We start from the raw sequence: 25,509 nt of genomic DNA, 5'->3' as shown, positions 1-25,509 counted from the left end.
GAGTCGGATGATCACTTGTCACTTTCCTGTAACACACACGCAACTCGTGTTGCGTGATCCTGCGCACGAGGCCAATGATCTCCAACACATGATCCGCAACTCGTGTTGACCGGAGGTGCCTGAGTGACGGTGCGGCGCACGGACGTGGCCCGGCTGGCCGGGACCTCGCCGGCGGTGGTGAGCTACGTGCTCAACGGAGGTCCCCGACCGGTGTCCGCGCAGACCCGGGCCAAAGTGCTCGCGGCGATCGAACAGCTGGGCTACCGGCCCAACGGCATCGCCCGTTCGCTCCGGATGAGCCGCACCATGACGCTCGGTCTCGTCATCCCCGACAACGCCAACCCGTTCTTCGCCGAGCTGGCCAGGTCGATCGAGGAAGAGTCGTTCGCGCGGGGCTACACGCTGCTGATCGGCAACGCCGCGGAAAGCGACGAGCGGCAGACGGCGTACGTCCGGACGTTCCTCGCCCGTCAGGTCGACGGGTTGTTCATCGTGCCCGCCCACGGCGCGGCCGGCTTCCTCGGCGACCTGGAGCGGTCGCGGACGCCCTGGATCTGCCTCGACCGCCAGGTTCCCGGCGCCGCCGCGCCTGGCGTCCTGGTCGACAACCGGGGCGGTGCCTACGCGGCCACGCGCCACCTGCTCGAGCACGGCCGGCGCCGGATCGCCTGCGTCGGCGGGCCTCGGGACGTACGGCCGGCGACCGACCGGGTCGAGGGCTGGCGGGACGCGCTCGCCGAGGAAGGCGTCTCGATGCCCGTCACGCACACCGCCTTCGGCCGGCGCGGTGGCTACATCGCCGCGCGCGAGCTGCTGGCCGGGCCGGAGCGGCCCGACGCCATCTTCGTCGCCAGCGACGAGCAGGCGGTCGGCGTCCTGCGCGCGATCGCCGAGGCCGGCCTGCGCTCCCCCGACGACGTGGCCGTCGCGTCCTTCGACGGCATACCAGGCGCCGCGTACACGACGCCCGCCCTCACCACGATGGCGCAGCCGTTCGCCGACCTCGGCCGTGCCGCCGTCGCCCACCTGCTCACCCAGCCCGCGGGCCCGACCGACGTGTTGCCGGTCGTCCTGGTCAAACGCGGCTCCTGCGGCTGCCCGGACCCACCCGGCGGCGACCCGGTCAGCGACGAGGTGCCGGCATGAGCAAGGTGGTCGTCGTAGGCAGCGCCAACCTGGACCTCGGCATCGGCGTGCCACACCTGCCCGAGCCGGGCGAGACCGTGCTCGGCTCCGACGTGGTGGCCAGCCCTGGCGGCAAAGGCGCCAACCAGGCCGTCGCCGCACACCGGCTCGGTGCCGACACGGTGCTGGTCGCGGCCGTGGGCGCCGACCGGTTCGGCGCCGACCTGCGCGGCGCGCTGGGCCGCGCGGGGCTCCCGCTGGACCATGTGGTCACCCGGAACGACACCGCCACCGGTGTCGCGCTGATCGTGGTCGACGACGCGGGTGAGAACACCATCGTCGTCGCGCCCGGCGCCAACGCAGGCCTCGACAGCGCGGCGCTGGACGCCCTGCCCGACCTGCTCACGCCCGGCGACGTCGTCGCGCTTCAGCTGGAGATCCCGCTGGACACCTGCCTGGCCGCCGCCCGCCACGCTCGCCGGGCCGGTGCCCTGGTGCTGCTCAACGCCGCGCCCCTGCCGCCGGCCGGGCTGGCTGAGCTCCTCGGCACGGTCGACGTGCTGGTCGTCAACGAGGGCGAGGCGGAGCGGCTGGGCGGCGACGCCGTCGCCCTGCGGCAGCGGGGTCCAGCCGCCTGCGTGGTGACCCTCGGCGCCCGTGGGGCGGTCAGCTCCGACTCCGCCGGGACCCGCGACCACCCGCCTTTCCGGGTCGACGCCATCGACACCACCGGCGCCGGTGACACCTTCTGCGGCGCACTGGCCGCCGCCCTGGCCGCCGGCGCTGATCTCCACGACGCGGTCCGCCGGGGCTGCGCCGCCGGCGCGCTCGCCACCACCCGGATGGGCGCGCAGTCGGCGATGCCCACGGCCGCCGAGCTCGACCTTTTCCTGGCCGCCGAGAAAGCGAGCACGCATGCGTGACACGGGACTGTGGCATCCGCGCCTGGCGGCTCTGGTCGCCGAGCTGGGCCACACGGAGACCATCGTCGTCGCCGACGCCGGCCTGCCGGTGCCGTCCGGCGTCGAGGTCGTCCAGCTCGCGGTGACCCGGGGCGTGCCGCCGTTCCTGGGTGTGCTCGCCGCGATCGCCGGCGACCTGCTGGTCGAGTCGGCCACGGTGGCCACCGAGCTCACCGACGGGCCGGTCCTCGACGGCGTCCGCCGCCTGGGCGTGCCCGTCGAGGCGGTCGCCCACACCGAGCTCAAGCGACGCTGCCGGGACGCCCGCGCGGTGGTGCGAACCGGTGACGCGACGCCGTACGCCAACGTCATTCTGCGAGCGGGGGTTCCCTTCTGATGCTGCCCGACGACTACGACGAGCGGGTCTACGCCGGCGTGCTCGGCAAAGTGATCGCCGTCTACCTAGGCCGCCCGTTCGAGGGGTGGACCTACGAGCGGATCAGCCGCGACCTCGGTGAGATCACGGGCTACGTCAACGACCGGGTCTACCTGCCGTTGAAGAACCACCTGCTGGTGGTCACCGACGACGACATCAGCGGCACGTTCGTCTTCCCGCGGGCGCTGCGCGACCACGGGCCGGAGCCCACCTCGGCCCAGGTCGGCGACACCTGGCTCAACGAGATCCTGGAAGGCACCTCGGTGCTCTGGTGGGGCGGCGTCGGCAACTCCACCGAGCACACCGCGTACCTCCATCTCAAGGACGGCGTGCCGGCACCGGACAGCGGCTCGATCGCCCGCAACGGCGTGGTCGTCGCCGAGCAGGTCGGCGCGCAGATCTTCGTCGAGGGCTTCGCGATGACCCGTCCCGGCGACCCGGAGGCGGCCGCGGACCTGGTCGAGCGAGCGGCCCGGGTCAGCCACGACGGCGAGTCGGTGCACGCCGCCCGGGTCGTCGCGGCGCTGGTCGCGGGCGCGTTCACCGAGACCGACATGGACAGGCTGCTGGACGTCGCGGCCGGGCTGATCCCACGGGACAGCCTGATCCGCCGGGTGGTCGACGACGTGCGCGAGTGGACCGCCGCCGACGCCGACTGGACCACCACCCGGGCCAGGATCGACGACCGCTACGGCTACCACCGCTACGGCGGCAACTGCCACGTGGTGCCCAACCACGCCACCGTCGTGCACGCGGTGGCCCGCAGCCGCGGCGCGTTCCTGCCCGCGATGACCGTCGTCAACACGTCGGGCTGGGACACCGACTCCAACGCCGGCGACGTCGGTGCGATCTGCGGCGTGTTCGGCGGGCTGGCCGGCATCGCCGACGGCCCGGACTGGCGCGGGCCGATCGCCGACCGGATGTACCTGCCCAGCACCGACGGCGGCTCCACGGTCACCGACGCCGCGCGCGAGGCGATCGTCCTGGCCGACCACGGCCGGGCCTGGGCGGGGCTGCCGCCACGGGAGCACGCCGAGCGCTTCCACTTCGCGCTGCCGGGCAGCGTGCAGGGCTTCACGGTGCACGAGGGCGACGCTCGCGTGCACAACCCCGGCGGCCGGCTGGCGATCGACGGCGCGGCGACGGTGGCCACACCGACGTTCATCCCGCCCGAGGCGCGCGACATGCCCATCTACGGCCTGATCGCCAGCCCCACCCTCTACAGCGGACAGACCCTGCACGCCAAGGTGTCGGGCGGCGGGTTCCGTCTGACGCTGGCGCACTACGCCGACGACGGTGACACACTCTCGTGGGTCGACGGTCCGGCCGGCACCACCTCGTGGACCGTGCCGGACCTCGGCGGCCAGCCGGTCGTCTACGTCGGTCTGCGCACCACCGGCCCGACCGAGCTGAGCTCGCTCACCTGGGACGGCGCGCCGACGGTCACCCTCACGCGGCCGGCCAACGCGCATGTCGGCCACGGCGGTGACCCCGGCGCGATGTGGCGGCGGGCGTGGGTCAAGGCCGTCGACCGTTGGGACCCGCACTGGCCCGAACCGTTCCGGATCGTGCAGAACCGCGGCACCGGGCTGCTGATCCAGGGTGCCCGGGAGTGGCGGGACTACACGGTCACCGCCGACGTCACCCCACACCTGGCCGAGTCCGCCGGCCTGGCCGCCCGGGTGCAGGGGCTGCGCCGGTACTACGCGCTGCGGCTGGCCGGCCGCGACCGGGTCGAGCTCGTCCGCCACGTCGACGGGCCGGTGCCGAAGGTGCTGGCCACCCGCGCGTACCCCTGGGAGTTCGGCGTGACCCACCAGCTCGCGCTGCGGGTCGCCGGCTCCCGCATCACCGCCTCGGTCGACGGCGTGGAGCTGTTCGACCTCGACGACACCGCCCTGTCCTGCGGCGGCGTGGCCCTGCTGGTCGAGCAGGGGCGCACCGCGACGCAGGCCGTCCAGATCACCCCCATCCCCTCGGAGGACTCAGCATGACCGCACCGCTGTCCCGCCGTCGGTTCCTCGCCGGCGCGGGCCTGACCGCCCTTGGCCTGTCCAGCCCGAGCCTCCTCCTCGCCGCCTGTGGTGACAGCGGCGGCTCGGCCGGCACCGGAACCGGCAAGGTCGACCTCTGGCTCGACATCCAGGGCGACGCCAACCAGAAGTACTTCAACGAGAGCGTCGCGGCCGCCTTCGAGAAGGCCAAACCCGAGATCGACCTCAACACCACCTTCTACAAGGGCGAGGACCTGCGCCGGCTGGTGCAGACCGCGCTCCAGTCCCGGTCCGGCCCGGACATCGTGCGTGGCCCGAGCGCCACGCAGACCATCGCGTGGAGCAAGGCCCACCTGTTGGCGGACCTGAACCCGTACGTGGAGAAGTTCGGCTGGAAGGACAAGCTGTCGAGCTGGGCCATCGACGCGTTCACCACCGACGGCAAGCTCTACGCGCTGCCGATGCGCGTCGACACGATGCTGCTCTACTTCAACAAGACGTTGTTCGCGCAGAAGGGCTGGAGCCAGCCGACCGACCGGGCGTCGCTGGAGGCGCTCGCGACCGAGGCCGCGGGCCAGGGCATCGTCCCGTTCGGCTCGTCGAACGTCGACTGGAAGGCCGCCGGCGAGTGGCTGATGACGGTCTTCTGGAACCACTACTCCGGCCCGGACGCGCTGCGACAGGCGCTCAGCGGCGAGATCAAGTTCACCGACCCGGTGTTCGTCGACGCGGTCAACCTGATCAAGGGCTACTTCGACAAGGGCTGGATCGGCGGCAGCGTCGACAAGTACTTCGCGGTGCCGTCGCAGGAGATCGGGGCCAACTTCGGCAAGGGCAAGGTGGCCATGGTGCCGCAGGGCAACTGGTTCATGAGCCAGGTCGGCCAGTACTTCGGCGCCAAGGCCAAGAACGAGAACGACTGGGACTGGATGCCCACTCCTCCGCTGCGCGCCGAGGTCAAGCCCGGCACGCTGCCGCTGGGCATCGGCGGCTCGTTCGCGGTCAACGAGGCCAGCAAGAACAAGGACGCCGCAGCCGAATACCTGAACTGGTACTACGGCGACAAGACCGCCGCGCTCAAGCGGATGGCCGACGTCCCGTCGACGTACAACATCCCGATCGACTTTTCCGACGGTGACGTGCCGGGCACCATCGACCCGCGGTCGGGCCGGGTGCTGACCGAGGTCAACAAGGCGGTGGCGTCCGGTGAATACGGCTTCGTCACCTGGACGTGGTGGCCGCCGAAGACCGACGTGTTCGTCTACGAGGGCCTCGAGCAGGTGCTGACCGGCAAGCTCACGCCGGCGGCGTACTGCGAGCAGCTCGACAAGATGTTCACCGAGGAGAAGGCGGACGGGAACCTGCCACAGCTGCCCGCCAAGGGGTCCGGCAAGTGACCGCCACCGCCGCGCCCATCAAGGCTGCGCCGGGCAAGCGCCGCGCACGGCGGCGCGCGGCGGTGGTCGGCTGGGCGTTCCTCGCGCCGCTGCTCCTGCTCAACCTGGTCGTCGTGGCCGGGCCGTCGGTGGCCACCGTGTACTACTCGTTCACCGACTGGTCCGGCCTCGGACCCGCGACCTTCATCGGTCTCGACAACTATGTCGAGGCGTTCGGCGACGCCAAGGTGCACGAGGCCCTGCTGCACAACCTGATCTGGTTCGTGCTGTTCCTGTCGGTGCCGATGGCGATGGGCCTGCTCGGCGCCTACCTGCTCAGCCAGGTCAAGCGGTTCCAGATGCTGTTCCGGGCGCTCTACTTCATCCCGTACGTCGTGGCCAGTGTCGTCAACGCGGCGGTGTGGAAGATGCTGCTGTCGCCGACCAGCGGCATCGGTCACCTGCTCGGCACCGACCAGTCGTGGCTCGGTGACACCCGGACGTCGCTCTACAGCGTCAACTTCGTCGTCGACTGGCACTGGTGGGGCTTCCTCGCCGTCATCTTCCTGTCGGCGATGCAGGGCGTCGACCCGGCGCTCTACGACGCGGCCAAAGTGGACGGTGCGAGCAACTGGCAGCAGTATCGCCACATCACGCTGCCCGGCATCCGGCCCACGATGGTGTTCATCGTGTTGATGACGGTGATCTGGTCGCTCAAGGCGTTCGACTACATCTTCATCATGACCCAGGGCGGCCCCGCCGGGTCCAGCGAAGTGGTCTCCACGCTGATGTACAAGCAGGCCTTCAACGAGTACGAGGCCGGCTACGCGGCCGCACTCGGCCTGTCGATGACCCTGGTGACCGCCGTGATCCTCGCGGTCTACCAGTGGATGCGCCGCAAGGGTTGGGAGGACGCATGACCGCCAGCACGCTCGAGAGGCCGGCTCCGGCGGGGGTCGCGCCGCCCGGTCGACGGCCGCGGAGGTTCCGGCTGCGCGGCAGCACCTACTACCTGATCCTGGTCGTGCTGGCGCTGTTCGCGGTCGGACCGCTGGTCGCCGTGCTGTTCAACGCGTTCAAGAACAACGCGGAGATCGGCAGCAACCCCCTCGCACCGCCGACGTCGTTCACGCTCGACAACTTCGTCACCGCGTGGACCCAGGGCGACTTCGCGACGACCATGCGCAACAGCCTGATCATCTGCGCGGGCTCGGTGCTGGGCACGTGCATCGTGGCCGGCCTCGCGGCCTTCGCGCTCAGCCAGCTCAACGTGCCCGGCGGCGGCGCGGTCATCGGCTACCTCTTCCTCGGCAGCGCGCTGCCCGTGCAGCTGTTCCTGGTGCCGTTGTTCTTCCTCTGGACCCAGTTGCACCTGACCGACAACCTACTCGGCCTGATCATCATCTACTGGGCGACCGACGCGCCGTTCGCGACGCTGCTCCTGCGCTCGTTCCTGCTGAAGATCCCGAAGGACTTCACCGAGGCCGCCCGGCTGGACGGCGCGTCGAGCATGCAGATCGCGTGGCGGGTCGTGCTGCCGCTGGCGTGGCCGGGCTTCCTCACGGTGGCGCTGATCGTCGCGCTCTGGTCGTGGAACGAGTTCTTCTGGGCGATCACCTTCATCCACACCCCCGAGCTGCGCCCGGTCTCGACGAGCTTCCTGGCCTTCCAGGACCAGAACTCGACCGACTGGGGCCTGACCAGCGCGGCGGCGATCTTCATGATGGCCCCGGTCGTGCTGCTGTTCCTGGCCCTGCAGCGCAAGTTCGTCAGCGGCCTGACCTCTGGAGGCATCAAGTGAGCCGGCCCAACGTCATCCTGATCATCTCGGACCAGCTCCGCCGGCAGGCGCTGGGTTGCTACGGCGACCCCAACGTGAGCACGCCGCACATCGACGCGCTCGCCGCGGCCGGCACCCGGTTCGACGCTGCCTCCTCGACGTACCCCGTCTGCGTCCCCTACCGCTTCACGCTCATGACCGGGGAGTACGCGCACACCCGGTTCATCCCGTCGATCGAGTGGCGGATGTCGCCGGCCGAGCGGACCCTGGCCGACGAGCTCAACGAAGCCGGCTACACGACCGCGCTGTTCGGCAAGTGGCACCTCTACGGCAACTTCGGCCACTACCCCGGCCACAACGTGGTCAAGGCGTCCCGCACCCCGGTGCCACGGCCGTTCCAGGGCCGGTTCGAGCGCTTCGGCGGGTTCGACATCTGCAACGACCCGTGGGACACGTTCTACTGGAACGAGGACGACCCGACCCCGCACCGGATCGACGGGTTCCAGACCGACGGGCTGTTCGACCTCGCGATCGAGCACCTGAGCCAGGTCGGCGAGCGTCCGTTCGCGACCGTGCTGTCGGTCGAGCCACCGCACCCCATCTTCACCGCTCCGGAGTCCTATCTGGAGCGCTGGAAGGACCGCGAGATCGTGCTGCGGGACAACGTGGAGCTGGGCAAGGACTACAACAAACGCGGACCGCACGGCCGCGACCTGATCGACGACCTGCGGGTCTACTACGCGATGATCGAGAACCTGGACGACAACGTCGGCCGGCTGGTCGAGGCGTTGCGGGCCAACGGACAGCTCGACAACACGGTCATCGCGCTGACCGCGGACCACGGCGAGCTGCTCGGCTCGCACGGGCTGCTGGCCAAGCAACGGCCGTGGGAGGAGTCGCTCGGCATCCCGCTGATCGTCTCCGGTGCCGGCACGCCGGCGTCGGTCGTCCCCGACCCGGTCTGCACCGAGGACCTCTTCCCCACCTTGCTGGGCCTGGCCGGCGTCACGCCGCGCGACCCGAAGCCCGGCCTCGACCTGAGCCCGCTGGTGCGGGGCGAGGCGGACGGGATCGACCGGGAGGGCGTGCTGCTCGAGTTCGTCGCCGAGATGCGCCCGGGGCTGCCGTTCCACGACGAGACATGGCGGGGCATCCGCACCCGCCGTTACAAGTACACGGTCCTGGGCGACGCGCACGGCGGCCGCCCGTGGCAGCTCTTCGACCTGGAGAACGACCCCTACGAGCAGGCCAACCTCGTCGACGACCCGGCCCACGCGGACGAGGCCGCCCGCCTCCACGGCCTGCTCCGCGCGCGGCTGACGGAGACGCACGACCACTACGTGCTCGCACCCGCCTTCGGCGCGGCCGGGCTCAACGAGTGGGACCCCGAGGCCAAGTTCCAACGCCGATTCGGCTGAGACAGGAAGCTGGTACGCCCATGCCACGCAAAGCCCTCGTCGCCGTCGCCGCGCTCGTGGCCGCCCTGCTCCCCGCGGGCGCGGCCCGGGCCGACGGCCCGCCCTACACCGGTGCGCAGTACGACTTCGGTGGCACGGTGACCCCGATCAACGGGACCGTGCCCGTCGTCGACGACATCGCGAACAGCATCACCGCCTCGACCGCCGCCACCGTCGACGAGATCGCCGCACACCGGGCCACGCTGCCCTACGGCGACATCGACCCGGCGCCGGGCACGCCCGACCAGCTCACCACATACCCCGGGCCGGCCGGGATCCCGGCGTCGGACCAGTACACGGTGACCGTCCAGCAGGCGGGCGGCCCGGTGCCGTCGTTCGTCTACCGGTCGACCGCCAAGAAGGCCGACACCAACCGCGAGGCCGACACCTCGTGGACGTCGTTCTCGTTCTCGGGCGCGGTCACCGTGCGGGTCACGAAGAACGCTCCGGGCGCGACCGGCTGCCTGGTGCGGCCCTACTCGGCGGCGGTGGTCACCAGCTTCGCCGGCGACACCTGCACCTTCACCGTCGACCGGCCGGGCAACCTGTCCGTGGAGTTCCAGCCGGAGATCCACAACCCGGTGCTCCACCCGATGCTGGTGTTCGCCAACCCGCCCGAGGTCGACGTGCCGTCGCCCGCTGACCCGAACGTCCGCTACTTCGGCCCCGGCGTGCACACCGTCGGCGCCGGACAGCCGATCCTCTCCGGGCAGACCGTCTACGTGGCCGGCGGCGCGTTCGTCTCCGCCGCGTTCATCGCGACCGGCGCCGTGCACGACGTGACGATCAAGGGCCGCGGCGTCATCTCCGGCCTGTTCATGGACACCGGCAACCAGGACGCCAACAAGAACCAGCCCGGGATGATCGACATCGCCGACCAGGGCTCGTCGAACATCCTCGTCGAGGGCGTCACGTTCGTCGACGCACCCCGCTTCAACATTCGGGCGCTCGGGCAGTTCACCACCATCCACAATGTCAAGACGATGTCATGGTGGTACAGCACCGACGGGATGGTCGGGGGCAACAAGAGCCTGCTGGAGAACAACTTCGTCAAGTCCAACGACGACTCGGTCAAGCTGTTCTGGGGCGACACCATCGCCCGGCACAACACGATCTGGCAGCTGGAGAACGGTGCACCGTTCATGATCAGCTGGAACATCCACGAGGACAACTCGACGTTCCACGTCTACGACAACGACGTCATCCACGCCGAGCACTACCAGATCGAGAAGTCGGGTATCTTCCGCGCGCTGCACGCCGGCAGCGGCACGCTCTCGCGCTACCTCTTCGAGGACATCCGCGTCGAGAACGCCACCTTCCGGCTGTTCAACCTGACCATCGACAACAACAAGTGGTACGACCCCGCGCTCGGCTACGGCGAGATCGAGCAGCTGATCTTCCGGAACATCCACGCGTACACGACGTTCCAGAAGCCCAGCATCGTGCGGGGCATCGACAGCACCCACAAGATGCGCAACATCAACTTCCAGAACGTGTACGCGAACGGCGCGTGCCTGAACAACGCCGGCACCTTCGACATCGACCCGGCGACCACCAACGCGGTACGGATATACCGCAGCACCGACGGGAGCTGCCGCACGTGAACCGACCCAACATCCTTGTCGTGCTGGCCGACGACATGGGCTGGGGTGACCTCGGCTGCTACGGCTCGAAGATCCCCACCCCGCACGTCGACGCGCTGGCCGAGGGCGGCGTGCGGGCGACCGACGCGCATTCGGCGTCGGCGGTCTGCACGCCCAGCCGCTACGCGCTGATGACCGGCCGCTACGCCTGGCGTGGACCGCTGAAGAGCTTCGTGCTGATGGGCCACGGCCCGGCCCTGATCGAGCCGGAACGCCCGACGCTGGCGTCGGTGCTCCGGGACGCCGGCTACGCCACGGGCGCGTTCGGCAAGTGGCACCTCGGCCTCGGCTGGCGGCACCGCGACGGCTCGGTGCGCGACGCCTTCGCGCCCGGCGCCACCCTGCACGACAGCGTCGAGACGGACTTCGGGCACGACATCGACTACGCCGCCCCCGTCACCGGCGGGCCGACGGCGCTGGGCTTCGACCGGTTCTTCGGCATCGCCGGCTCGCTCGACATGCCGCCGTACGCGTTCATCGACCAGGACCGCACCGTCGGCATCCCGGACCGGGAGAAGGAGGTGTACCTCACCGAGCAGCGACCGGGCCTCCAGGTGCCCGCTTTCCGCGAGGACGAGGCTGATGTCCGGTTCGTCGCCGAGGCGCTGCGCTGGATCGACACCGTGCCCACCGACCAGCCGTTCCTCTGCTACGTGACGCCGTCGGCGCCGCACCGGCCCAACGTGCCACCGGACGTCGTGCGGGGGCGCTCGGGCCTCGGCGACCGGGCCGACGGCGTCTGCCTGGTCGACTGGGCGGTCGGGGCGCTGGTCGAGGCCATCGACGCCCGTGGCCAGCGCGACAATACGTTGGTGATCGTGACCAGCGACAACGGCGCACCGATGATCTTCAATGACGACGGCGACGTCGCGGTGCACCGGCCCAACGGCGACTGGCGCGGGCAGAAGGGCGACCTGTGGGACGGCGGGCACCGCGAGCCGTTCGTCGCGCACTGGCCCGGCCGGATCCCCGCCGGCACGGTGCTCGACGCCCCGATCTGCCTGACCGACGTGCTGCCTACGCTGGCCGCGGCCGCGGGCGCCGTGCTGCCCGCCGGCGCCGCCGAGGACGGGCGGGACCTCCTCGGCGCCCTCACCGGGGCGGCCGCGCCCCCGCCCGCCGACCGGCCGATCGTGCACCACAGCCTCGGCGGTCGGTTCGCGCTGCGGTCCGGGCGCTGGAAGGCGGTGTTCGCGTCCGGCTCCGGCGGCGGCTTCTCCGAGCCGTCGATCGACGCGCTGTTCGCCTCCGGATCCGGCAAGGCGCACGACAACCCGCCGTGGGACGCCGACCACCCGACCGGTCAGCTCTACGACGTCGCCGCCGACCCCGGCGAGACGACCGACCGGTGGGCCGCCGAGCCCGAGGTGGTCGCGGCGCTCTACGACCAACTCCGGGCCATCTGCCGCGACGAGACCAGCGGGTTCCCGTTCGACGTCAAGGTGTCGTCGTGAGCGGTGCGTGCTGCGCGCCGGGCGGGCACGGTCCCGATCCGGCGCCGGTCGCCCTCTCGGTGCCCGTTCGGGCCATCGATCCCTCGACGGCCGCGCGGGGGATGGTACGGGTGCCTGCCGGCTCGTTCTGGATGGGCAGCGACGACCCGGACGCGTTCCCGGACGACGGCGAGGGTCCGGTCCGCGAGGTAGAGGTGTCCGCGTTCCGGATCGACCCGAAGGCGGTGACCAACGCCCAGTTCGCCGCGTTCGTCAAGGCCACCGGGCACCACACTGACGCCGAGCGGTTCGGCTGGTCGTACGTCTTCCACGCCTTCGTCACCGGCGAGGCGGCCCACCGCGTGCTCGACGGCCACGTGCCCGGCGCTCCCTGGTGGCTGCCGGTCGAGGGGGCCTCCTGGCGCGCGCCCGAAGGCCCGGGCTCCGACGTGTCGAAGCGGGCCAACCACCCGGTCGTGCACGTCTCGTGGCAGGACGCCACCGCCTACGCGGCCTGGGCGGGCAAGCGGCTGCCGACCGAGGCCGAGTGGGAGAAGGCCGCCCGCGGCGGGCTCGACCGCGCGCGCTTCCCGTGGGGCGACGAGTTCATGCCGCGCGGCCAGCACCGCTGCAACACCTGGCAGGGCACCTTCCCCCGGCAGAACACCGGCGCCGACGGCCACCTCGGCACCGCGCCGGTCAACGCCTTCCGCCCCAACGGGTACGGCCTCCACAACACCTCCGGCAACGTTTGGGAGTGGTGTGCCGACTGGTTCAGCGCGGACTGGCACGCCACCGACTCCGCCGCCACCCGGCGCGACCCGGCCGGCCCCGACAACGGAGCGACCCGGGTGATGCGCGGCGGCTCGTACCTGTGCCACGAGTCGTACTGCAACCGCTACCGCGTGGCGGCCCGTACGTCGTCCACACCAGACAGCACGACGGGCCATGCCGGTTTCCGCTGCGCGATCGACGAACCAGAACCCGCCCGTGGCTGAACCGCGCTGGCAGCACGAGGGCGAGGAGCCCGACTACCGCTTCTCGCTGGCCAACGAGCGCACCTTCCTGGCCTGGATCCGCACCGCGCTGGCGTTGCTGGCAGGGGCGGTCGCCGTGATCCAATTCCTGCCGAGCACCGCGCTGGAGGGCCTGCGCACCGCCTTCGCCGCCGTGCTCGCCGTCGGCGGGACCATGCTGCCGGTGGTCGCCTACCGGCGCTGGGCCGCGGTCCAGCGGGCGATGCGCAACGACGGGCCACTTCCGTTCACCCCGTTGCTCGCCGTCGTGTCCGGCGTCGTCGGCCTCCTCGGCGCGGGCCTCGTCGTGCTCGCGGTGGTCTCGTGAGCCGCCCCGGCCTGCAGACCGAGCGCACCGCGCTGGCCTGGACCCGCACGGCGACGGTCGCCCTCGTCACCGTCATCCTGCTGGCCCGCCTCGGCGTGCACACCGGTCAGCCCGTCCTGTTCTGCGGCGCGGCGGCGGCCTGTGCCCTGGCGCTGCTGTCGTTCTGGCGGCGCCGTAGACGACTCGACGCGGGCACCGACGCGGCCCGGGCGCGGTCACTCCTGGTGTTCACCGGTCTGACGGCGATGTGTGGCGCGTTGGCCGTCGCAGGGGTCCTCGCCGCCGCCTGATCGCCCCTAGACTGTGCGCGATGGCGTCCCGGCGGTGGTTCGTGCTCGTCGCCTGGCTGGTCGCGGCCACGGCGCTGCTCGGTGGTTCGGTGGCGCCGCCCGACCGTGCCGTCCGGCTGCTCCAGCTCAACCTGTGCGCCAGCGGGCAGGCCGGCTGCTACACCGGCCGGTCGATCGACGTGGCGGCCCAGGTCATCCGCGACACCCGGCCCGACGTCGTGACGCTCAACGAGATCTGCGAGGGCGACATCGACACCCTCGGCTCGGTCCTCGCGGGCGTGCACGGCGGGCTCGTGGCCTCCGGGTTCCGCGCCGCGCCCGACCGTCCGTCCGGTGGACCCACCCGGTGCGGCCGCAACGGTCAGGCGTACGGGATCGGGCTGATCGCCCGCGCCCCGACCGTGGAGCACGAGGTGGTCGGCGGGGAGTACCCCGTGCAGGACCCCGTCGACCCGGAGGAGCGGGTCTGGCTGTGCCTGCTCGCCGCCGTCGACGTCTGCACCACCCACCTGGCCGGCTTCGACAGCGAGGCCGCGCTGCACCAGTGCCAGCACCTGTTCGGCGTCACACTGCCGGCCCTGCACCGGCGGGTCGGCTACCGCCCGACGATCGTGGCCGGCGACCTCAACCTGCGCTACGGCGCGCCACCGGACCTGCGAGCCTGCATCCCCCAGGGCTACCGGTGGCTCGGTGACGGCGGCCTCCAGCACGTGCTCGCGACCTCCGACCTCGCGGAGCCGACGATGCGGGAGGTCGACCTGGCCCGCAGCACGGACCATCCGGGCCTGCTGGTGACGGTCGGCCTGACCGGCACGACCTGAGCCGCCGCGGCGGGCGTACTATCCGGCAATGGCGCTCCTGCACAAAGCCACTGTGACCCCCACCAAGCTCGAGCTGCTGGCGGGCTGGCTGCCCGGCCGGCGCTGGCACCAGAGCGCGAGCGGCGAGCTCGAGCGCGTCGCGGCCTTCCGCTTCGACGACCCCGCCGGCGCCGTGGGCATCGAGACCATGCTCGTCCGGTTCGGCGACGGCCCGGTGCACCACGTCCCACTCACGTACCGTGACGCACCTCTGCCCGGCTGTGACAACTGGCTGATCGGCACGGCGGAGCACTCCGTGCTCGGCAAGCGATGGGTGTACGACGCCGTCAGCGACCCGGTCTACCTCGCGGCCGTAGCCGGCGCGATCATCGAGGGCACCGGCGAGGCCGAGGAGCTCGTCGACGTCGACGGTGCCGGCACGCTGGAACGACGGGAGCCGGCGATGACGGCCCGGGGCACCGGCGTGCCCGGCCGCGCCGCGCCGACGGTCGAGGAGATCCGCAGGATCGAGGAGCACGGCGACCACACCATGGTCCACGTGGGGTCGTTACGCATCGTCATCCTCCGCCGAATCACCGACGGTGACCTTCCACCCGCCGCACTCACCGGGCGCTGGGGCGAGCAACCGGAAGTTATCTTGGCGTATCTTTCGAACGGTTGACACGGATCGATCTGTGGACTGATGTAGGACCCAGCGTCCTTCGATGTCCGCAGGAGGTTCCATGTCGAACAGACGGATCTGGGTGGCCGGCGCCACCGCAGCCGTTCTGACCGTCGGGCTGCTCGCCCCGTCCGGGTCGAGCGTCGCCGCCCCGCCCGACACCGCCAAACCCGCCGCCGGTCCGGCCGTCAAGCTGGCCGCGGGCGAGACCGCGCTCGTCCGGTTCCGGCTTCCCGACGAAGCGATGCTGCGCGACCTGGTCGCCAGCGGCGCCGACGTCGCCGCCCGGCCGCGCACCACGCTCGGCCAGGTGCAGGTCGACCTCGTCGTGACCGACCAGGAGCTCGCGGCGCTGACCGCACGCGGCGCGGTGGCCACCCAGCTCATCCAGACCGCGTCGGAGGGCTCGGCCCGGGTCCAGGCCAGCAAGGAGGCCGCGGGCCTGCGGGCCGGCGTGGCCGCCAACACCGACACCCTCCAGTTCCTCCAGTCGTACTGGTGGACCACCGAGGGCCAGAGCTTCCTGGCCGTGCAGGTGGCGACGACGGCGACCGACGACCCGGACGTCGAGATCACCGTGACTTGGAAGACCGCCGACGGCACGACCGGGTCGTTCCCGCTCTCCCGGTTCGAGGACTCGGGCGAGTACCAGTACCACGTCGCGCTCCCCCAGCCCGTGCCGGCGCAGCCGGTGACGGTGACCGCCAGCTCGAGCCTCGGCGGCACCACCCGGGCCATCAAGCCGACCGCGTGGCCGGGCGCGATGCCCCCGCCCACCCCGGCCGGCTACCAGCAGGACTTCATCGCCGCGTACATGACGCCTACCGACATCCAGGCACGCATCAAGCGGCTGGGTCGGCAGTACGAGGACCTCGTCGACGTCATCGACCTGCCCAACAAGACCCAGGGCTACCGCCGCACGGCGTCCGCCTACCTCGGTGACCCCGCCACCGCCGCGGTCGTCGTCGACTCGGTCAAGTTCGGCGACCAGAAGATGAACGGCGTCCAGGTCAAGACCGTCGACCCCGGCAAGAGGAACAAGCCGCTGAAGGCCACGTACAAGGACCGGGTCCTGACCGTCTCGCTCGCGACGGACAGCACCGGCGCGATCATCAGCACCACCGACCAGGTCGCCGCGTTCATCGACGCCGGCTACCCGCAGGTGTTCAACGCGTTCGTCGAGGACGGCTCGGCCGGCAAGGTCATGCCGATCGCCGGCCCGGCCCGGCTCGACGACGGCCTCGACGGCACCGAGGTGTCGAAGAAGCCGTGGACCGTGCAGGCGCTGCGGATCGGCAAGGTCCGCGACGGCTCGAAGATCGGCGTCATGGCGTACTCGCAGGAGCACGCCCGTGAGTGGGCCACCCCGCTGGTCACCCTGGAGTTCGCGGAGCGGCTGCTGGCCAACTACGCGACCGACGCGGAGACCCGCAGCCTGCTCGACAACGTCGACGTCTTCGTGATCCCGATGGTCAACCCGGACGGCGCGAACTACGCGTTCAACGACTACAACTTCCAGCGCAAGAACCTGGTCAACCACTGCACGGGCGCCCAGCGCGACCCCCGGCTGGCCAACTCGTGGGGCGTCGACATCAACCGCAACTACACCGTCGGCTCCTACTTCGACGGGTACGTCGGCGGCAGCGCGAACTGCACCTCGGGCACCTACTCCGGCACCTCGGAGCTGTCCGAGGCGGAGAGCGGCAACGTGATCGCGCTCGCCAAGGCACACCCGAACATCAAGTTCGCGATGAACGTGCACAGCTACGGTGGCTACTTCATGTGGCCGCCCGGCGCCTACAAGGCGGACGGCCGCATCACGCTGCCGCGTCCGTCCATCGAGGAGTCGGCGTACTTCATGGACAGCGCCAAGCGCATCATCGGCGCCATCCGCAGCTCGCGTGGCACGGTGACCTGGCCGTCGTACACCGGTCCGGTCGCTGACGTGCTCTACTCCGCGGCCGGCAACTCGGCCGACCAGCTCTACTACGAGCTGGGCATCCTGGCCTGGGACTTCGAGGTCGGCAACGACCTGTGGAACGCGGAGACCCAGGAGTGGGAGGGCGTGGGCTTCCAGCCGCCGTACGACGAGGCACACGCCGAGTCGCAGGAGTACGCGGCCGGCCTGGTCGAGCTCGTCCGGGTCGCCCGCGACATGCAGGCCGACGGGGCCGCGCGCCCGTAAACAGCCACGAAGGGAGCGGCGCCCGGTCCGCCGGGCGCCGCTTACGGCCGGTTGGCGGTCCGCATGAGTCGGTAGACGGCCCGCCCACCGACGGCGACCGCGCCGAGCAGCAGCACGAGGCCGACCAGGACGAGGCCCGGCGCGTCGTCGCGCGCCCCGAACACCATGGCCAGAACACCGAGGGCGCCGAGGACAACCGTGATCGCGATGGACGTCATGCGCCTACCGTAGGAACATCTCCGCCTCGGCGGGCCGGGTTGCGTGCTTTCGTCGACCGCCGGAGCGGGTCACTGTGCCTGGCTGTCGTCGTCGAGCTCCCGTTCGCCGGCCGACGAGGTGATCGAGTGGACGCGCGGCCGTCCGTGGCCCAGCCTGGCCAGGCGCTTCCCCGGGTCCGGGAAGATCGGGACGAGGTGCCGTCCCCAGGTTCCGTTGACGAGCCCGGCGAACGAGCCGTACCAGGCGATCGCGGCGGTCACGAACCCGACGGCGCCGGCGGCTCGGATCACCGGGACCGAGTCGGCGAAGCTGCCGGCGGTGACCAGTGACAGCGTTATGAACGCACCGCTGACCAGGGCCAGCAATACCCCGGAGATGCGCAGCGTGGCCACCACGAGATAGAGGGTCAGGATCGCCCACGGCAGGGTGAACAGGCCGTCGGCCGTGGTCACGTCGTCCGCCGGCAGGGTCGGCCGGATGAGCCAGCCGAAGAGGCCGTACCCGATCCAGAACGTGCCGTACGCGGTGAACGCCGTGGCGCCGAAGGTGCTGCCCTGCCTGAACTCGACGATGCCCGCGACGAGCTGCGCGAGACCTCCGAAGAACAGCGCCGTGGCGAAGACGGTCGGGGTCAGTAGCGCATCGGTTCCGGCGAGGAAGAAACTGAGCAGGAACGTGGTGCCACCGAAAGCGGCGAGGCCCAACGGTGCGGCGTCCACCACCCGGCGAGAGGAATCGCTCACGACAGCCCCGTCCTGACGTGCTCCGCGTGGCTGCCGCTTTCCCCGTTTGGCGGCGCGCACACCCCGTAAGCCGTCCTAGGATGGAAGGGTCCGGTTCCTCACGGCGCGGACGGCAGCGGCTCTTGCGGCCAGCTGAGGGCCGCGGCGCCGAGCACCGCTGCCTGGAGCATGAAGCGGTTGGCCGGCTTCGTCGGGTCGTAGCCGGTGAGCGTGGCGATCCGGTCGAGACGGTAGGTGACCGTGCGGACCGACACGTGCAGGCGGCGCGCCGACTCAGTGGCGACTCCCCCGGTGTCGAAGTAGGCGGCGAGGGTGTCCAGCAGTGGCCCGGCCCCTCCGCGCGCCTGGGTCAGCGGCGTGAGCACGGCCTGGACCAGGTCGACGATGGCGGGCTGGTCGCGCAGGAGGACCCGGTAGACGAGGAGGTCGTGCGCGTTGACCACGGGACTGTCGACTCGCAGCCGGCCGGCCATGCCGAGGGCCTCGCGGGCCTCCTCGTACGAGCGGGCGATGCCGTAGACCCCGGGATGCGGCCGGCCGACGGCCACGCGCCACGGGCGACCGTGCCGCAACCGGTCGAGCTGGTCGTGCATCAACCAGCCCAGATCGCTGCGCCGGTCGACCGCGACCGCGGCCCGACCGGCGATCGCCGAGTCGGCGGGGGCGAGCACCACGAGCAGCCCGTCCTTGGTCGCCACCATGACGTCACGGTCGCCCAGGCGATCGAAGATCGCCGCCTCCAGTGCGCTGATCGCCATGTCCGAATCCGGCAACCGGCGATCCGGCGCCGCGAGGGCCACCTGGTGCACCGTGGTCAGGTCGACTCCGAACGGCTCAGCCCGTTCGACCAACCCACCCAGGTCCGAGTCGCCGCGCAGCAGGTCGTCGATCACCTCGCGCCGCAGGGTCTCCTCACGCCGCACCAGATCCCGCCGGGCCAGGTTGTATCCCTCCGCCAGCGTGGCCACCGCCTCGTCGACGGTGTGGAGAACGGCCGCCGCCGCCGCGCGCACCGCCTCCCCGTCGCGGTCCTGGAGCACGGTCGGAATCTCCTGCCAGAGCCGGCGCGCCGCCGACAGGTAGAGCTGGACCACGCGGCCGGCCGAGATGCCCCGCACAGCCGCCTCGCGGCCGAGCCGACTCACCGCCTCCAGCTCGCCACGCTTAGGCCGACGCCCGCTCACGGCCGCGTCCGCGAGCAGCGAGAGGTAGTCGCCCAGGAGGTCGACAGGAACGCCGCCGGCGTCACCGCTGGCGCCCTGCGCGACCTCGACGAGCCAGGCCTGCTGCGGCGCCGCGGACCCGGCGGGTGCTCGTTGCCGCGACCGTGCTGGCATGTCGAACCTCCCGCCACGGCGAAATTGCCGGACGTCGGCAGTTTACTCCGGCCGAGTCTGTGCCTCCGAGCCCTGCCGACCCGCCCCGCCGGCCCGCGATGATTCGGGGACAGGAACGCGAAGAAGGAGGACGCGATGCTGCGATGGCGAGTACGCGAAGTCATGACGCCAGACGTCGTCACGCTTCCCGACGATGCCCCGGTCGCCGAGGTGGCGGCCGTCCTGAGCGAGCGGGAGATCAGCGGGGTGCCGATCGTCGACGAGCACGACGTCGTGACAGGTGTGGTCAGCTGGACGGACGTTCTCCGCGACATCGACTTCGGCTGGCGAGTGGGCCACCGGCGATCGGACGAGCCCCGCTGGCGCCCCGGGATACGCACCGCGTTCGACCTGATGAGCGCTTCCCCGGTCACGATCCGGCCGGACGCCTCGCTGGCGGAGGCGGCCCGGACGATGCGTCAGCGCGACCTGAGCCGACTGCTGGTCGTCGACGACCGCCACCGGCTCCTCGGCATCGTGACGCGTAGGGATCTGTTCGCACCGTTCTCGCGGTCGGACGGCGTCACCGAGGACGACGTGCGACAGCGGGTGCTGCGCGGGACGTTGGGTCTGGCACCCGGCGCCATCCGGGTCCGCGTCGCCGACGGCGAGGCGACGCTCACCGGCCACACCACACTCAGGACGACCGCGCTCGCCGCCCTGCGACTCACCGAGGCGGTGCCAGGCGTCTCCGGCGTGGTCGACGAGCTCACCTTCGACCGGGACGACACGGCCCCCGACCGGCAGCCCGCGCCCGTGCCGGATCCGATGCGCGGCTGGTTGAATCCGGCCCCGGTCCTGGCGGCCAGCCCCGGGCAATGAGCAAATTGCCGACCATCGGCAAATGACCCGGGGAGACGTTACCGGCGTCAGCCCATGATGCTCGCCTGCGGACGGGCGATCGTAGGAGCTCGCCGCACCGCCGTAGTCGCGGGCGGATCGGCGCCAGAACGCGTAAACACATTGGAGTTCTCATGACTCTCAGCACTAAGGGCCGGCTTCACGGCGTGCACCTGGTCCTCCAGGAACTGTTCGAGCAGCAGACCGGCGAGCTCGTGAAGCTCGACGGCTACCGCACCGACCCCCAGCTCACGGGCCTCACCCCGCGCGCCCTCGACGAGCTCACCGCAACAGCCAGAGAGGCGCTGGCCGAGACCGCCGCAGCTCTCAAGCGGATGAACGACGGCACCTACGGCACGTGCCAACATTGCGGCCAGGACATCCCCCTCGAACGGCTCGAGATCCTGCCGACGACGCGATTCTGCGTGCCGTGCCAGCAGCTCCAGCGGACGCACGGGGGGCGTGGATGACGGTTACGGACATCGTTGTCGACTTCGATGGTTCGACGGAGTCCGCGCAGGCGGTGCGAGTGGTGGTCGGCGTGGACGGGCCGGCCTCGTCGTTGCCGCAGGAGGCCATCGGCGAGATCGCTGCGCGGGCCTTCGAATCGTCGAGGCAGGCCATGGCGCGGGCCGGGGTCGACAGTTCCAGGTCCGATGTCGAGTTCAGCCTGGTCGAGGGCCCGCCCGCTCCCGCGCTGCTCGATGCCGCGGGGTCCGGTCGATCAGATGTTGGAGCCGTCGGGAGGCAGACCGGCCGGCGGCCGCGGGGCGCCGCGGTCTCCCACCGCGTCGGCGCAGGACAGGCCCAGCGTGTAGGCCGTCATCTCGGGGTACTGCACGGCGAAGAGCTCAGGCGGGAACCCGTAGAAGTCGTGGATGGTCCGGGCCGCGGCATGGCGGTCACGGCGGTCGCGTTGATGTACCAGTGGGCGCTGACCACCAGGATGGCAACCTCCTGGCCGCCTCGTCGCCGACCCGGGACGGTAGACGCCCTACCAGATCCTATGGGCATCAGCGTCCGGGCGCTTTCAGCGCGTAGACCGCGCTCGCCGGACGGGAGCGCGACGGCGTGCGGGTTCGGCGCAGCCGCAGCACGGCGACAGACGACAGCACCAGGGTGGCGCCGGCGAGTTGCAGCGGCGTCAGGGACTCACCGAGGGTGAGCGCGGCCAGCGCGGTGGTGACGACGGGCTCGAAGGTCGACAGGATCGCGGCCGTCGACGGTCCGGTCCGCTCGAGGCCCGCGAAGAAGGTCAGCATCGCCACGACGGTGGAGATCACCGCGATGCAGGAGAGCCAGAACCAGCCCGCCGGCCCGAACGCCAGGTCGACGCCGCCGGCCAGGACGGCGCGGCCGCCGAGGGTGACGGCGGCGCCGCCCATCACCAGCGCGCACAGCACCACCGGCGCCAGCCGGTGCACGACGGTGTCGGCGACCAGGATGTAGACCGTGTACGTGACCGCGGCGCCGAAGGCCAGCGCCGCGCCGATCGGCTGGAAGCTGACCGCGCCGGCGCCGAGCAGGACCAGCAGCGTGCCGCTCGACGCGGCCACCAGGGCGAGCCCGCGCGCCGGAGTGAGCCGGTCCCGGCCGAGCAGCACCGCCCCCACGGTCACCAGGACCGGGAAGGTGTAGAGGATCAGCGACAGCAGCGAGGCGTCCAGCCGTTCCAGGGCCGCGAAGAACAGGCTCGCCTGGGTGGCGTACCCGATGGCACCGAGCCCGACGGCGACGAGCAGCACGCGCGCGGTCGCCGGCCGGCCCCGTCGGGCTCGGCGCAGGCCGGGCCGCACGAGCAGGAGCAGCCCGAGCAGCACCGCGGCCAGGGTGAAGCGGACGAGCAGCAGCGCCGCGGGCGAGACACCGGCCTCGTACGCCAGCTTGCCGAAGATCGCCATGGCGCCGAAGCACGCCGCGGAGAGAAGACACAGTGCGGGACCCACGTCCACCATGATCAGCGTACGGAGTCATCAGGTCCAGCGATGATTCGTGGAGCTGATTCGTTAGGATTCCCGCATGGTTGTGCTGGACCTGAGGCGGCTGCGGTTCCTCCGTGAGGTCGAGGAGCGGGGCACGCTCGCCGCGGTGGCCGAGGCCCTGGGCTACAGCCCGTCGACGGTCTCCCAGCAACTGTCCCTTCTGGAGAAGGAGGTCGGCACGGCGCTGCTGGCCAAGGCCGGGCGCGGTGTGCGGCTCACCGACGCCGGCCGGGTGCTGGCCCACCACGCGGGCGTCCTGCTGGCAGCGGCGGAGGCGGCGGAGGCCGACCTGGCCGCCCTGAGCGGCGACATCCGAGGCACGGTCCGGGCGGGCGGCCTCCAGTCCGCGGCCCGCCGGCTGCTGGTCCCAGCGCTGGCCCGGATGAGCGCCGACCATCCCCGGGTCCGCGTGGAGATCTTCGAGTACGAGCTCGAACAGTCCCTCCCCAGCCTGCGCCTGGGCGCGGTCGACCTGGTCATCGGCGACGAGTACGACGGCCAGCCCCGCCCCCGCCCGGCCGGCCTGCGCTTCACCGTGCTGCTCGACGAGCCGATGAAGGTCGTGCTGCCGGCGGCGCATCAGTTGGCCGGGAGCGGCGGACCCGTGGCGATCGGCGACCTGCGGTCGGCCGTCTGGACCGCGTCCGCCGAGGGCACCGGCCACCACGCCATGGTGGTGGGCACCTGCCGGTCCCTCGGCGGCTACGAGCCCGACCTGCGACACCGCTCCAGCGACGCCGACGTCCAGCTCGAGATCGTCCGCGCGGGGGCGGCGGTCGCCCTGATGCCGGTGCTGGCCCTCCCGGACGGCGACCCGTCGGTCGCCGTCCGGGACGTCGCCGAGGTGACGCTCCGGCGCCGGCTGTTCGCCGTCACCCGCGACACACCGCCGGCCCCCGCGCTGACGGCGCTCCTGGCGGCCGTGACCGACCAGGTGCGCAGGACGTGAACGCGTCCGTCAGGAGCGGCGGGCCAGTGCCTCCTGGCGCCGCACCTCCGCGATCTGGGCGGCCGCCTTGTCGAGGTCGGCCTGGCTGACCGCGACCTTGCCGAACGCGCGCACAGCCTGGTAGTAGGTCCAGGCCAGCCCGTCGCAGATCGGCTTCAGCGCGGCGTTGTAGCGCGCGCAGGACCGCTTGAGGTCCGCGTAGAAGGCACTGTCCAGACGCGACTTGGCCGCGCTGAACTGGCCCATGGCCTTGTAGTTGCGGTAACCGAAGTCGTGGCGGTAGCAGGAGAGCTCGAACGCGAACCCGAAGGGGTTGTCTGGGCTCGTCGAGCAGTAGTCGGTGGACCAGTCGAAGTTGTAGGCCAGCCACGGCCCGCGGTCGAGGCGGGCCGCGTTCCAGGCGTTGTAGCTGCTGGCACTGGTCTGGGTGAAGCTCGACAGGGTGGCGAGCTTCTCGGCGTTGGTGACGGCGGCGGCGGGGGATGCGATGCCGACGACCATCACGGCGGCAAGGGTGGCCGCGGAGATGAGGGTGAGCAACCGACGAGGCATACCGCCAATGGTGCGGTCGTACCCTCAGGAATGTAAATAAATGAATGTTGAAGATCGCGTCAGCGGCTGTAGAACTCGACCACGAGCTGCTCGTCGCACAGAACCGGGATCTCGGCCCGCTCAGGCAGCCGGACCAGCGTCGTGCGCAGGTCCGCGATCGCGGTCGACAGGTACGGCGCGGTGCGGGCACCGACGTGCGCGCCGGCCGCGGCGACCTGGAACGGGGTTCGATGGTCTGGAACGGCCGCACCCGGTACGACGGCCGGTCCACCTTGCGCCCGTCGACGGCGATGTGCCCGTGCGCCACGGCCTGACGCGCCTGGTAGATGGTGTGCGCGAACCCGGCCCGCAGGACCAGTGAGTCGAGCCGGCACTCCAGCGCGACGACCAGCCGTTCGCCGGTCTTGCCGGTGCCCCGGTGCGCCTCGGTGAACGCCCGGCGCAGCTGCACCTCGCTGACGTTGTACTGGTGGCGCAGCCGCTGCTTCTCCAGCAGCCGGACCTTGTAGTCGGTCTCCTTGCGGCGCGCGACGGCCCGCGGTGGACCCGGGCCGTTCCCGGTGCGACACGCACTCGACCGCGCCGGCTCACCGCTGCTCCTCGCCGCCGTCGGTGACCCCGTGGACAAGGCCCTGACCTCGTGCGACGACTACGACGTGGCCACGGTGCTGGCCATCACCGCACCCGACGGCGGTCAGCTCTGGATCTCCGGCTGGTCGACCAGGCTGCGCGAGCCGCTGCTGCGCGGCGCGGTGCTCGACTTCGCCGCGCACAACCCGCTGCCCGACCTGCTCGACGTCGGGCACGGACACACCCTGCACCGGATGGACGTCGCCGAGGTCCGCTTCGAGCACCCGGACGGCCTCATGATCGAGATCGACCCCGACGACTACGCCGCCGGCTGACCCGGAGCGATCGGCCTCGGTCGTTGCTCGTGCCGGTGCTCGGTGAGGAAGAGGACCCCGGACACGACCATCGGGCGCCGCACCGGGGACCAGCGCTCCCCCACGTATTCGATGCGCTCCTCGCTGACCACGCGCCCGCTGCACCAGTCGAGGGTCATCAGGAGCCCGCGGGTCGGCTCGAAGCCGGCCGGCCAATGCGCGGGCACGACGAACAGTGCCGGCCGCGAGCGTTGCGTCAGCTGGTGCGGTGCCTGCTGCCGTGCGGTCATCGCCGCTCCTCGGATGCATCCTCGTCGACTGGATCCTGATCCGCTTGTGTCGGGTGAAGGCCGCGACGTCACATGCCTGGCAGGGAAATTAGGTAACGGTTCGGTCGCGAAGGGACGGCCACTGTGGACCGAGCGACGACGTCTCCTCAGTTGGCGCTAATTTCTCTGCCGGGTGTGACAACTCGGAGGGGGTGGACACAACGGCGGTGACGGGCTCGACGAGCGAT

General features: G+C 71.3%; 26 protein-coding genes and 1 pseudogene. 20 read left to right on the top strand and 7 right to left on the bottom strand.

Features of this window, described 5'->3' with window-relative positions:
- Positions 1–123: 123 nt before the first annotated feature.
- The 16 genes from AB0J88_RS23850 (at position 124) to AB0J88_RS23775 (ending at position 17,447) form a co-directional block, all read left to right on the top strand.
- Positions 124–1,146 carry a LacI family DNA-binding transcriptional regulator gene (locus AB0J88_RS23850; RefSeq protein ID WP_364361413.1) on the top strand — a complete coding sequence of 341 codons (1,023 nt, stop codon included), beginning with the start codon at positions 124–126 and terminating at the stop codon, positions 1,144–1,146.
- On the top strand, positions 1,143–2,048 hold the full coding sequence (locus AB0J88_RS23845; protein WP_364361411.1) for a ribokinase: 906 nt from the start codon (positions 1,143–1,145) through the stop codon (positions 2,046–2,048). Before AB0J88_RS23850 ends, AB0J88_RS23845 begins: the two co-directional genes overlap by 4 nt.
- The gene (rbsD, locus tag AB0J88_RS23840) at positions 2,041–2,424 is read left to right on the top strand and encodes a D-ribose pyranase (protein WP_364361409.1); all 384 of its coding nucleotides are present in this window, start codon (positions 2,041–2,043) and stop codon (positions 2,422–2,424) included. Before AB0J88_RS23845 ends, rbsD begins: the two co-directional genes overlap by 8 nt.
- Entirely contained in the window at positions 2,424–4,457 is a 2,034-nt protein-coding gene (locus AB0J88_RS23835; RefSeq protein WP_364361407.1) for an ADP-ribosylglycohydrolase family protein, read from the top strand. Before rbsD ends, AB0J88_RS23835 begins: the two co-directional genes overlap by 1 nt.
- On the top strand, positions 4,454–5,854 hold the full coding sequence (locus AB0J88_RS23830; RefSeq protein WP_364361405.1) for an extracellular solute-binding protein: 1,401 nt from the start codon (positions 4,454–4,456) through the stop codon (positions 5,852–5,854). Before AB0J88_RS23835 ends, AB0J88_RS23830 begins: the two co-directional genes overlap by 4 nt.
- Positions 5,851–6,753: a sugar ABC transporter permease gene (locus AB0J88_RS23825; RefSeq protein WP_364361403.1), complete on the top strand. Its 903-nt coding sequence runs from the start codon at positions 5,851–5,853 to the stop codon at positions 6,751–6,753. The genes AB0J88_RS23830 and AB0J88_RS23825 overlap by 4 nt, the downstream gene beginning before the upstream one ends.
- A complete protein-coding gene (locus AB0J88_RS23820) occupies positions 6,750–7,634 on the top strand; it encodes a carbohydrate ABC transporter permease (protein ID WP_364361401.1) in 885 nt (294 codons plus the stop codon). Before AB0J88_RS23825 ends, AB0J88_RS23820 begins: the two co-directional genes overlap by 4 nt.
- On the top strand, positions 7,631–9,031 hold the full coding sequence (locus AB0J88_RS23815; RefSeq protein ID WP_364361399.1) for a sulfatase: 1,401 nt from the start codon (positions 7,631–7,633) through the stop codon (positions 9,029–9,031). The genes AB0J88_RS23820 and AB0J88_RS23815 overlap by 4 nt, the downstream gene beginning before the upstream one ends.
- Before the next feature lie 20 nt (positions 9,032–9,051).
- Positions 9,052–10,674, top strand: coding sequence for a hypothetical protein (locus tag AB0J88_RS23810; RefSeq protein WP_364361397.1), 1,623 nt, complete (start codon positions 9,052–9,054; stop codon positions 10,672–10,674).
- Positions 10,671–12,167 carry an arylsulfatase gene (locus AB0J88_RS23805; protein ID WP_364361395.1) on the top strand — a complete coding sequence of 499 codons (1,497 nt, stop codon included), beginning with the start codon at positions 10,671–10,673 and terminating at the stop codon, positions 12,165–12,167. The genes AB0J88_RS23810 and AB0J88_RS23805 overlap by 4 nt, the downstream gene beginning before the upstream one ends.
- A 101-nt stretch (positions 12,168–12,268) precedes the next feature.
- Positions 12,269–13,144, top strand: a complete 876-nt coding sequence (locus tag AB0J88_RS23800; protein WP_364361479.1) for a formylglycine-generating enzyme family protein — start codon at positions 12,269–12,271, stop codon at positions 13,142–13,144.
- Positions 13,137–13,490, top strand: coding sequence for a DUF202 domain-containing protein (locus AB0J88_RS23795; protein WP_364361393.1), 354 nt, complete (start codon positions 13,137–13,139; stop codon positions 13,488–13,490). The genes AB0J88_RS23800 and AB0J88_RS23795 overlap by 8 nt, the downstream gene beginning before the upstream one ends.
- Positions 13,487–13,780, top strand: coding sequence for a DUF202 domain-containing protein (locus AB0J88_RS23790; RefSeq protein ID WP_364361391.1), 294 nt, complete (start codon positions 13,487–13,489; stop codon positions 13,778–13,780). The genes AB0J88_RS23795 and AB0J88_RS23790 overlap by 4 nt, the downstream gene beginning before the upstream one ends.
- A 20-nt stretch (positions 13,781–13,800) precedes the next feature.
- Entirely contained in the window at positions 13,801–14,601 is an 801-nt protein-coding gene (locus AB0J88_RS23785) for an endonuclease/exonuclease/phosphatase family protein (protein ID WP_364361389.1), read from the top strand.
- Between the two features lie 28 nt (positions 14,602–14,629).
- The gene (locus tag AB0J88_RS23780; RefSeq protein ID WP_364361387.1) at positions 14,630–15,262 is read left to right on the top strand and encodes a hypothetical protein; all 633 of its coding nucleotides are present in this window, start codon (positions 14,630–14,632) and stop codon (positions 15,260–15,262) included.
- A 61-nt stretch (positions 15,263–15,323) separates the two neighbouring features.
- Positions 15,324–17,447: a M14 family zinc carboxypeptidase gene (locus AB0J88_RS23775; protein WP_364361385.1), complete on the top strand. Its 2,124-nt coding sequence runs from the start codon at positions 15,324–15,326 to the stop codon at positions 17,445–17,447.
- A 41-nt stretch (positions 17,448–17,488) separates the two neighbouring features.
- Here AB0J88_RS23775 and AB0J88_RS23770 read toward each other — a convergent pair whose 3' ends face one another.
- From AB0J88_RS23770 to AB0J88_RS23760, 3 genes are all read right to left on the bottom strand, one after another.
- The gene (locus AB0J88_RS23770; RefSeq protein WP_364361383.1) at positions 17,489–17,665 is read right to left on the bottom strand and encodes a hypothetical protein; all 177 of its coding nucleotides are present in this window, start codon (positions 17,663–17,665) and stop codon (positions 17,489–17,491) included.
- Positions 17,666–17,734: 69 nt separating this feature from the next.
- Positions 17,735–18,409 (bottom strand): acetate uptake transporter, encoded by a 675-nt coding sequence (locus AB0J88_RS23765; protein WP_364361381.1) that lies wholly within the window; start codon positions 18,407–18,409, stop codon positions 17,735–17,737.
- A gap of 98 nt (positions 18,410–18,507) precedes the next feature.
- On the bottom strand, positions 18,508–19,746 hold the full coding sequence (locus AB0J88_RS23760) for a helix-turn-helix domain-containing protein (protein ID WP_364361379.1): 1,239 nt from the start codon (positions 19,744–19,746) through the stop codon (positions 18,508–18,510).
- 135 nt (positions 19,747–19,881) lie between these two features.
- Here AB0J88_RS23760 and AB0J88_RS23755 point away from each other — a divergent pair, with 135 nt between their 5' ends.
- Both AB0J88_RS23755 and AB0J88_RS23750 read left to right on the top strand, forming a co-directional pair.
- Entirely contained in the window at positions 19,882–20,607 is a 726-nt protein-coding gene (locus AB0J88_RS23755; RefSeq protein ID WP_364361377.1) for a CBS domain-containing protein, read from the top strand.
- A 152-nt stretch (positions 20,608–20,759) separates the two neighbouring features.
- A complete protein-coding gene (locus AB0J88_RS23750) occupies positions 20,760–21,095 on the top strand; it encodes a TraR/DksA C4-type zinc finger protein (RefSeq protein WP_364361375.1) in 336 nt (111 codons plus the stop codon).
- A gap of 543 nt (positions 21,096–21,638) precedes the next feature.
- On the opposite strand, the gene AB0J88_RS23745 is transcribed toward AB0J88_RS23750, so the two are convergent.
- A complete protein-coding gene (locus tag AB0J88_RS23745) occupies positions 21,639–22,571 on the bottom strand; it encodes a DMT family transporter (RefSeq protein ID WP_364361373.1) in 933 nt (310 codons plus the stop codon).
- 73 nt (positions 22,572–22,644) lie between these two features.
- On the opposite strand from AB0J88_RS23745, the gene AB0J88_RS23740 reads away from it, so the two are divergent.
- Positions 22,645–23,556, top strand: coding sequence for a LysR family transcriptional regulator (locus tag AB0J88_RS23740; protein WP_364361371.1), 912 nt, complete (start codon positions 22,645–22,647; stop codon positions 23,554–23,556).
- Between the two features lie 9 nt (positions 23,557–23,565).
- Here AB0J88_RS23740 and AB0J88_RS23735 read toward each other — a convergent pair whose 3' ends face one another.
- Both AB0J88_RS23735 and rpsD read right to left on the bottom strand, forming a co-directional pair.
- Positions 23,566–24,108 (bottom strand): phospholipase, encoded by a 543-nt coding sequence (locus AB0J88_RS23735; protein WP_364361369.1) that lies wholly within the window; start codon positions 24,106–24,108, stop codon positions 23,566–23,568.
- Positions 24,109–24,167: 59 nt separating this feature from the next.
- Positions 24,168–24,637, bottom strand: a pseudogene (gene rpsD / locus AB0J88_RS23730) (30S ribosomal protein S4); the annotation flags it as partial.
- A gap of 31 nt (positions 24,638–24,668) precedes the next feature.
- Here rpsD and AB0J88_RS23725 point away from each other — a divergent pair.
- Complete coding sequence (locus AB0J88_RS23725; protein ID WP_364737986.1) at positions 24,669–25,013, top strand: hypothetical protein; 345 nt, start codon at positions 24,669–24,671, stop codon at positions 25,011–25,013.
- Here AB0J88_RS23725 and AB0J88_RS23720 read toward each other — a convergent pair.
- On the bottom strand, positions 24,998–25,282 hold the full coding sequence (locus tag AB0J88_RS23720) for a hypothetical protein (protein WP_364361368.1): 285 nt from the start codon (positions 25,280–25,282) through the stop codon (positions 24,998–25,000). The genes AB0J88_RS23725 and AB0J88_RS23720 overlap by 16 nt on opposite strands.
- Positions 25,283–25,509 lie beyond the last annotated feature (227 nt).

This window comes from Asanoa sp. NPDC049475, from assembly GCF_040676915.1.
Lineage (GTDB): Bacteria > Actinomycetota > Actinomycetes > Mycobacteriales > Micromonosporaceae > Asanoa.
Note: the sequence above shows the minus strand (reverse complement) of the source record. Positions and strands in the feature narration are given on the sequence as shown.

Coding starts and splice junctions, on each gene's coding strand:
- AB0J88_RS23775 (WP_364361385.1), top strand. CDS start 15,324: ATGTCGAACAGACGGATCTGGGTGGCCGGCGCCACCGCAGCCGTTCTG.
- AB0J88_RS23755 (WP_364361377.1), top strand. CDS start 19,882: ATGCTGCGATGGCGAGTACGCGAAGTCATGACGCCAGACGTCGTCACG.
- AB0J88_RS23760 (WP_364361379.1), bottom strand. CDS start 19,746: ATGCCAGCACGGTCGCGGCAACGAGCACCCGCCGGGTCCGCGGCGCCG.
- AB0J88_RS23720 (WP_364361368.1), bottom strand. CDS start 25,282: ATGACCGCACGGCAGCAGGCACCGCACCAGCTGACGCAACGCTCGCGG.
- AB0J88_RS23830 (WP_364361405.1), top strand. CDS start 4,454: ATGACCGCACCGCTGTCCCGCCGTCGGTTCCTCGCCGGCGCGGGCCTG.
- AB0J88_RS23810 (WP_364361397.1), top strand. CDS start 9,052: ATGCCACGCAAAGCCCTCGTCGCCGTCGCCGCGCTCGTGGCCGCCCTG.
- AB0J88_RS23820 (WP_364361401.1), top strand. CDS start 6,750: ATGACCGCCAGCACGCTCGAGAGGCCGGCTCCGGCGGGGGTCGCGCCG.
- AB0J88_RS23740 (WP_364361371.1), top strand. CDS start 22,645: ATGGTTGTGCTGGACCTGAGGCGGCTGCGGTTCCTCCGTGAGGTCGAG.
- AB0J88_RS23845 (WP_364361411.1), top strand. CDS start 1,143: ATGAGCAAGGTGGTCGTCGTAGGCAGCGCCAACCTGGACCTCGGCATC.
- AB0J88_RS23770 (WP_364361383.1), bottom strand. CDS start 17,665: ATGACGTCCATCGCGATCACGGTTGTCCTCGGCGCCCTCGGTGTTCTG.
- AB0J88_RS23735 (WP_364361369.1), bottom strand. CDS start 24,108: ATGCCTCGTCGGTTGCTCACCCTCATCTCCGCGGCCACCCTTGCCGCC.
- AB0J88_RS23800 (WP_364361479.1), top strand. CDS start 12,269: ATGGTACGGGTGCCTGCCGGCTCGTTCTGGATGGGCAGCGACGACCCG.
- AB0J88_RS23835 (WP_364361407.1), top strand. CDS start 2,424: ATGCTGCCCGACGACTACGACGAGCGGGTCTACGCCGGCGTGCTCGGC.
- rbsD (WP_364361409.1), top strand. CDS start 2,041: ATGCGTGACACGGGACTGTGGCATCCGCGCCTGGCGGCTCTGGTCGCC.
- AB0J88_RS23780 (WP_364361387.1), top strand. CDS start 14,630: ATGGCGCTCCTGCACAAAGCCACTGTGACCCCCACCAAGCTCGAGCTG.
- AB0J88_RS23750 (WP_364361375.1), top strand. CDS start 20,760: ATGACTCTCAGCACTAAGGGCCGGCTTCACGGCGTGCACCTGGTCCTC.
- AB0J88_RS23785 (WP_364361389.1), top strand. CDS start 13,801: ATGGCGTCCCGGCGGTGGTTCGTGCTCGTCGCCTGGCTGGTCGCGGCC.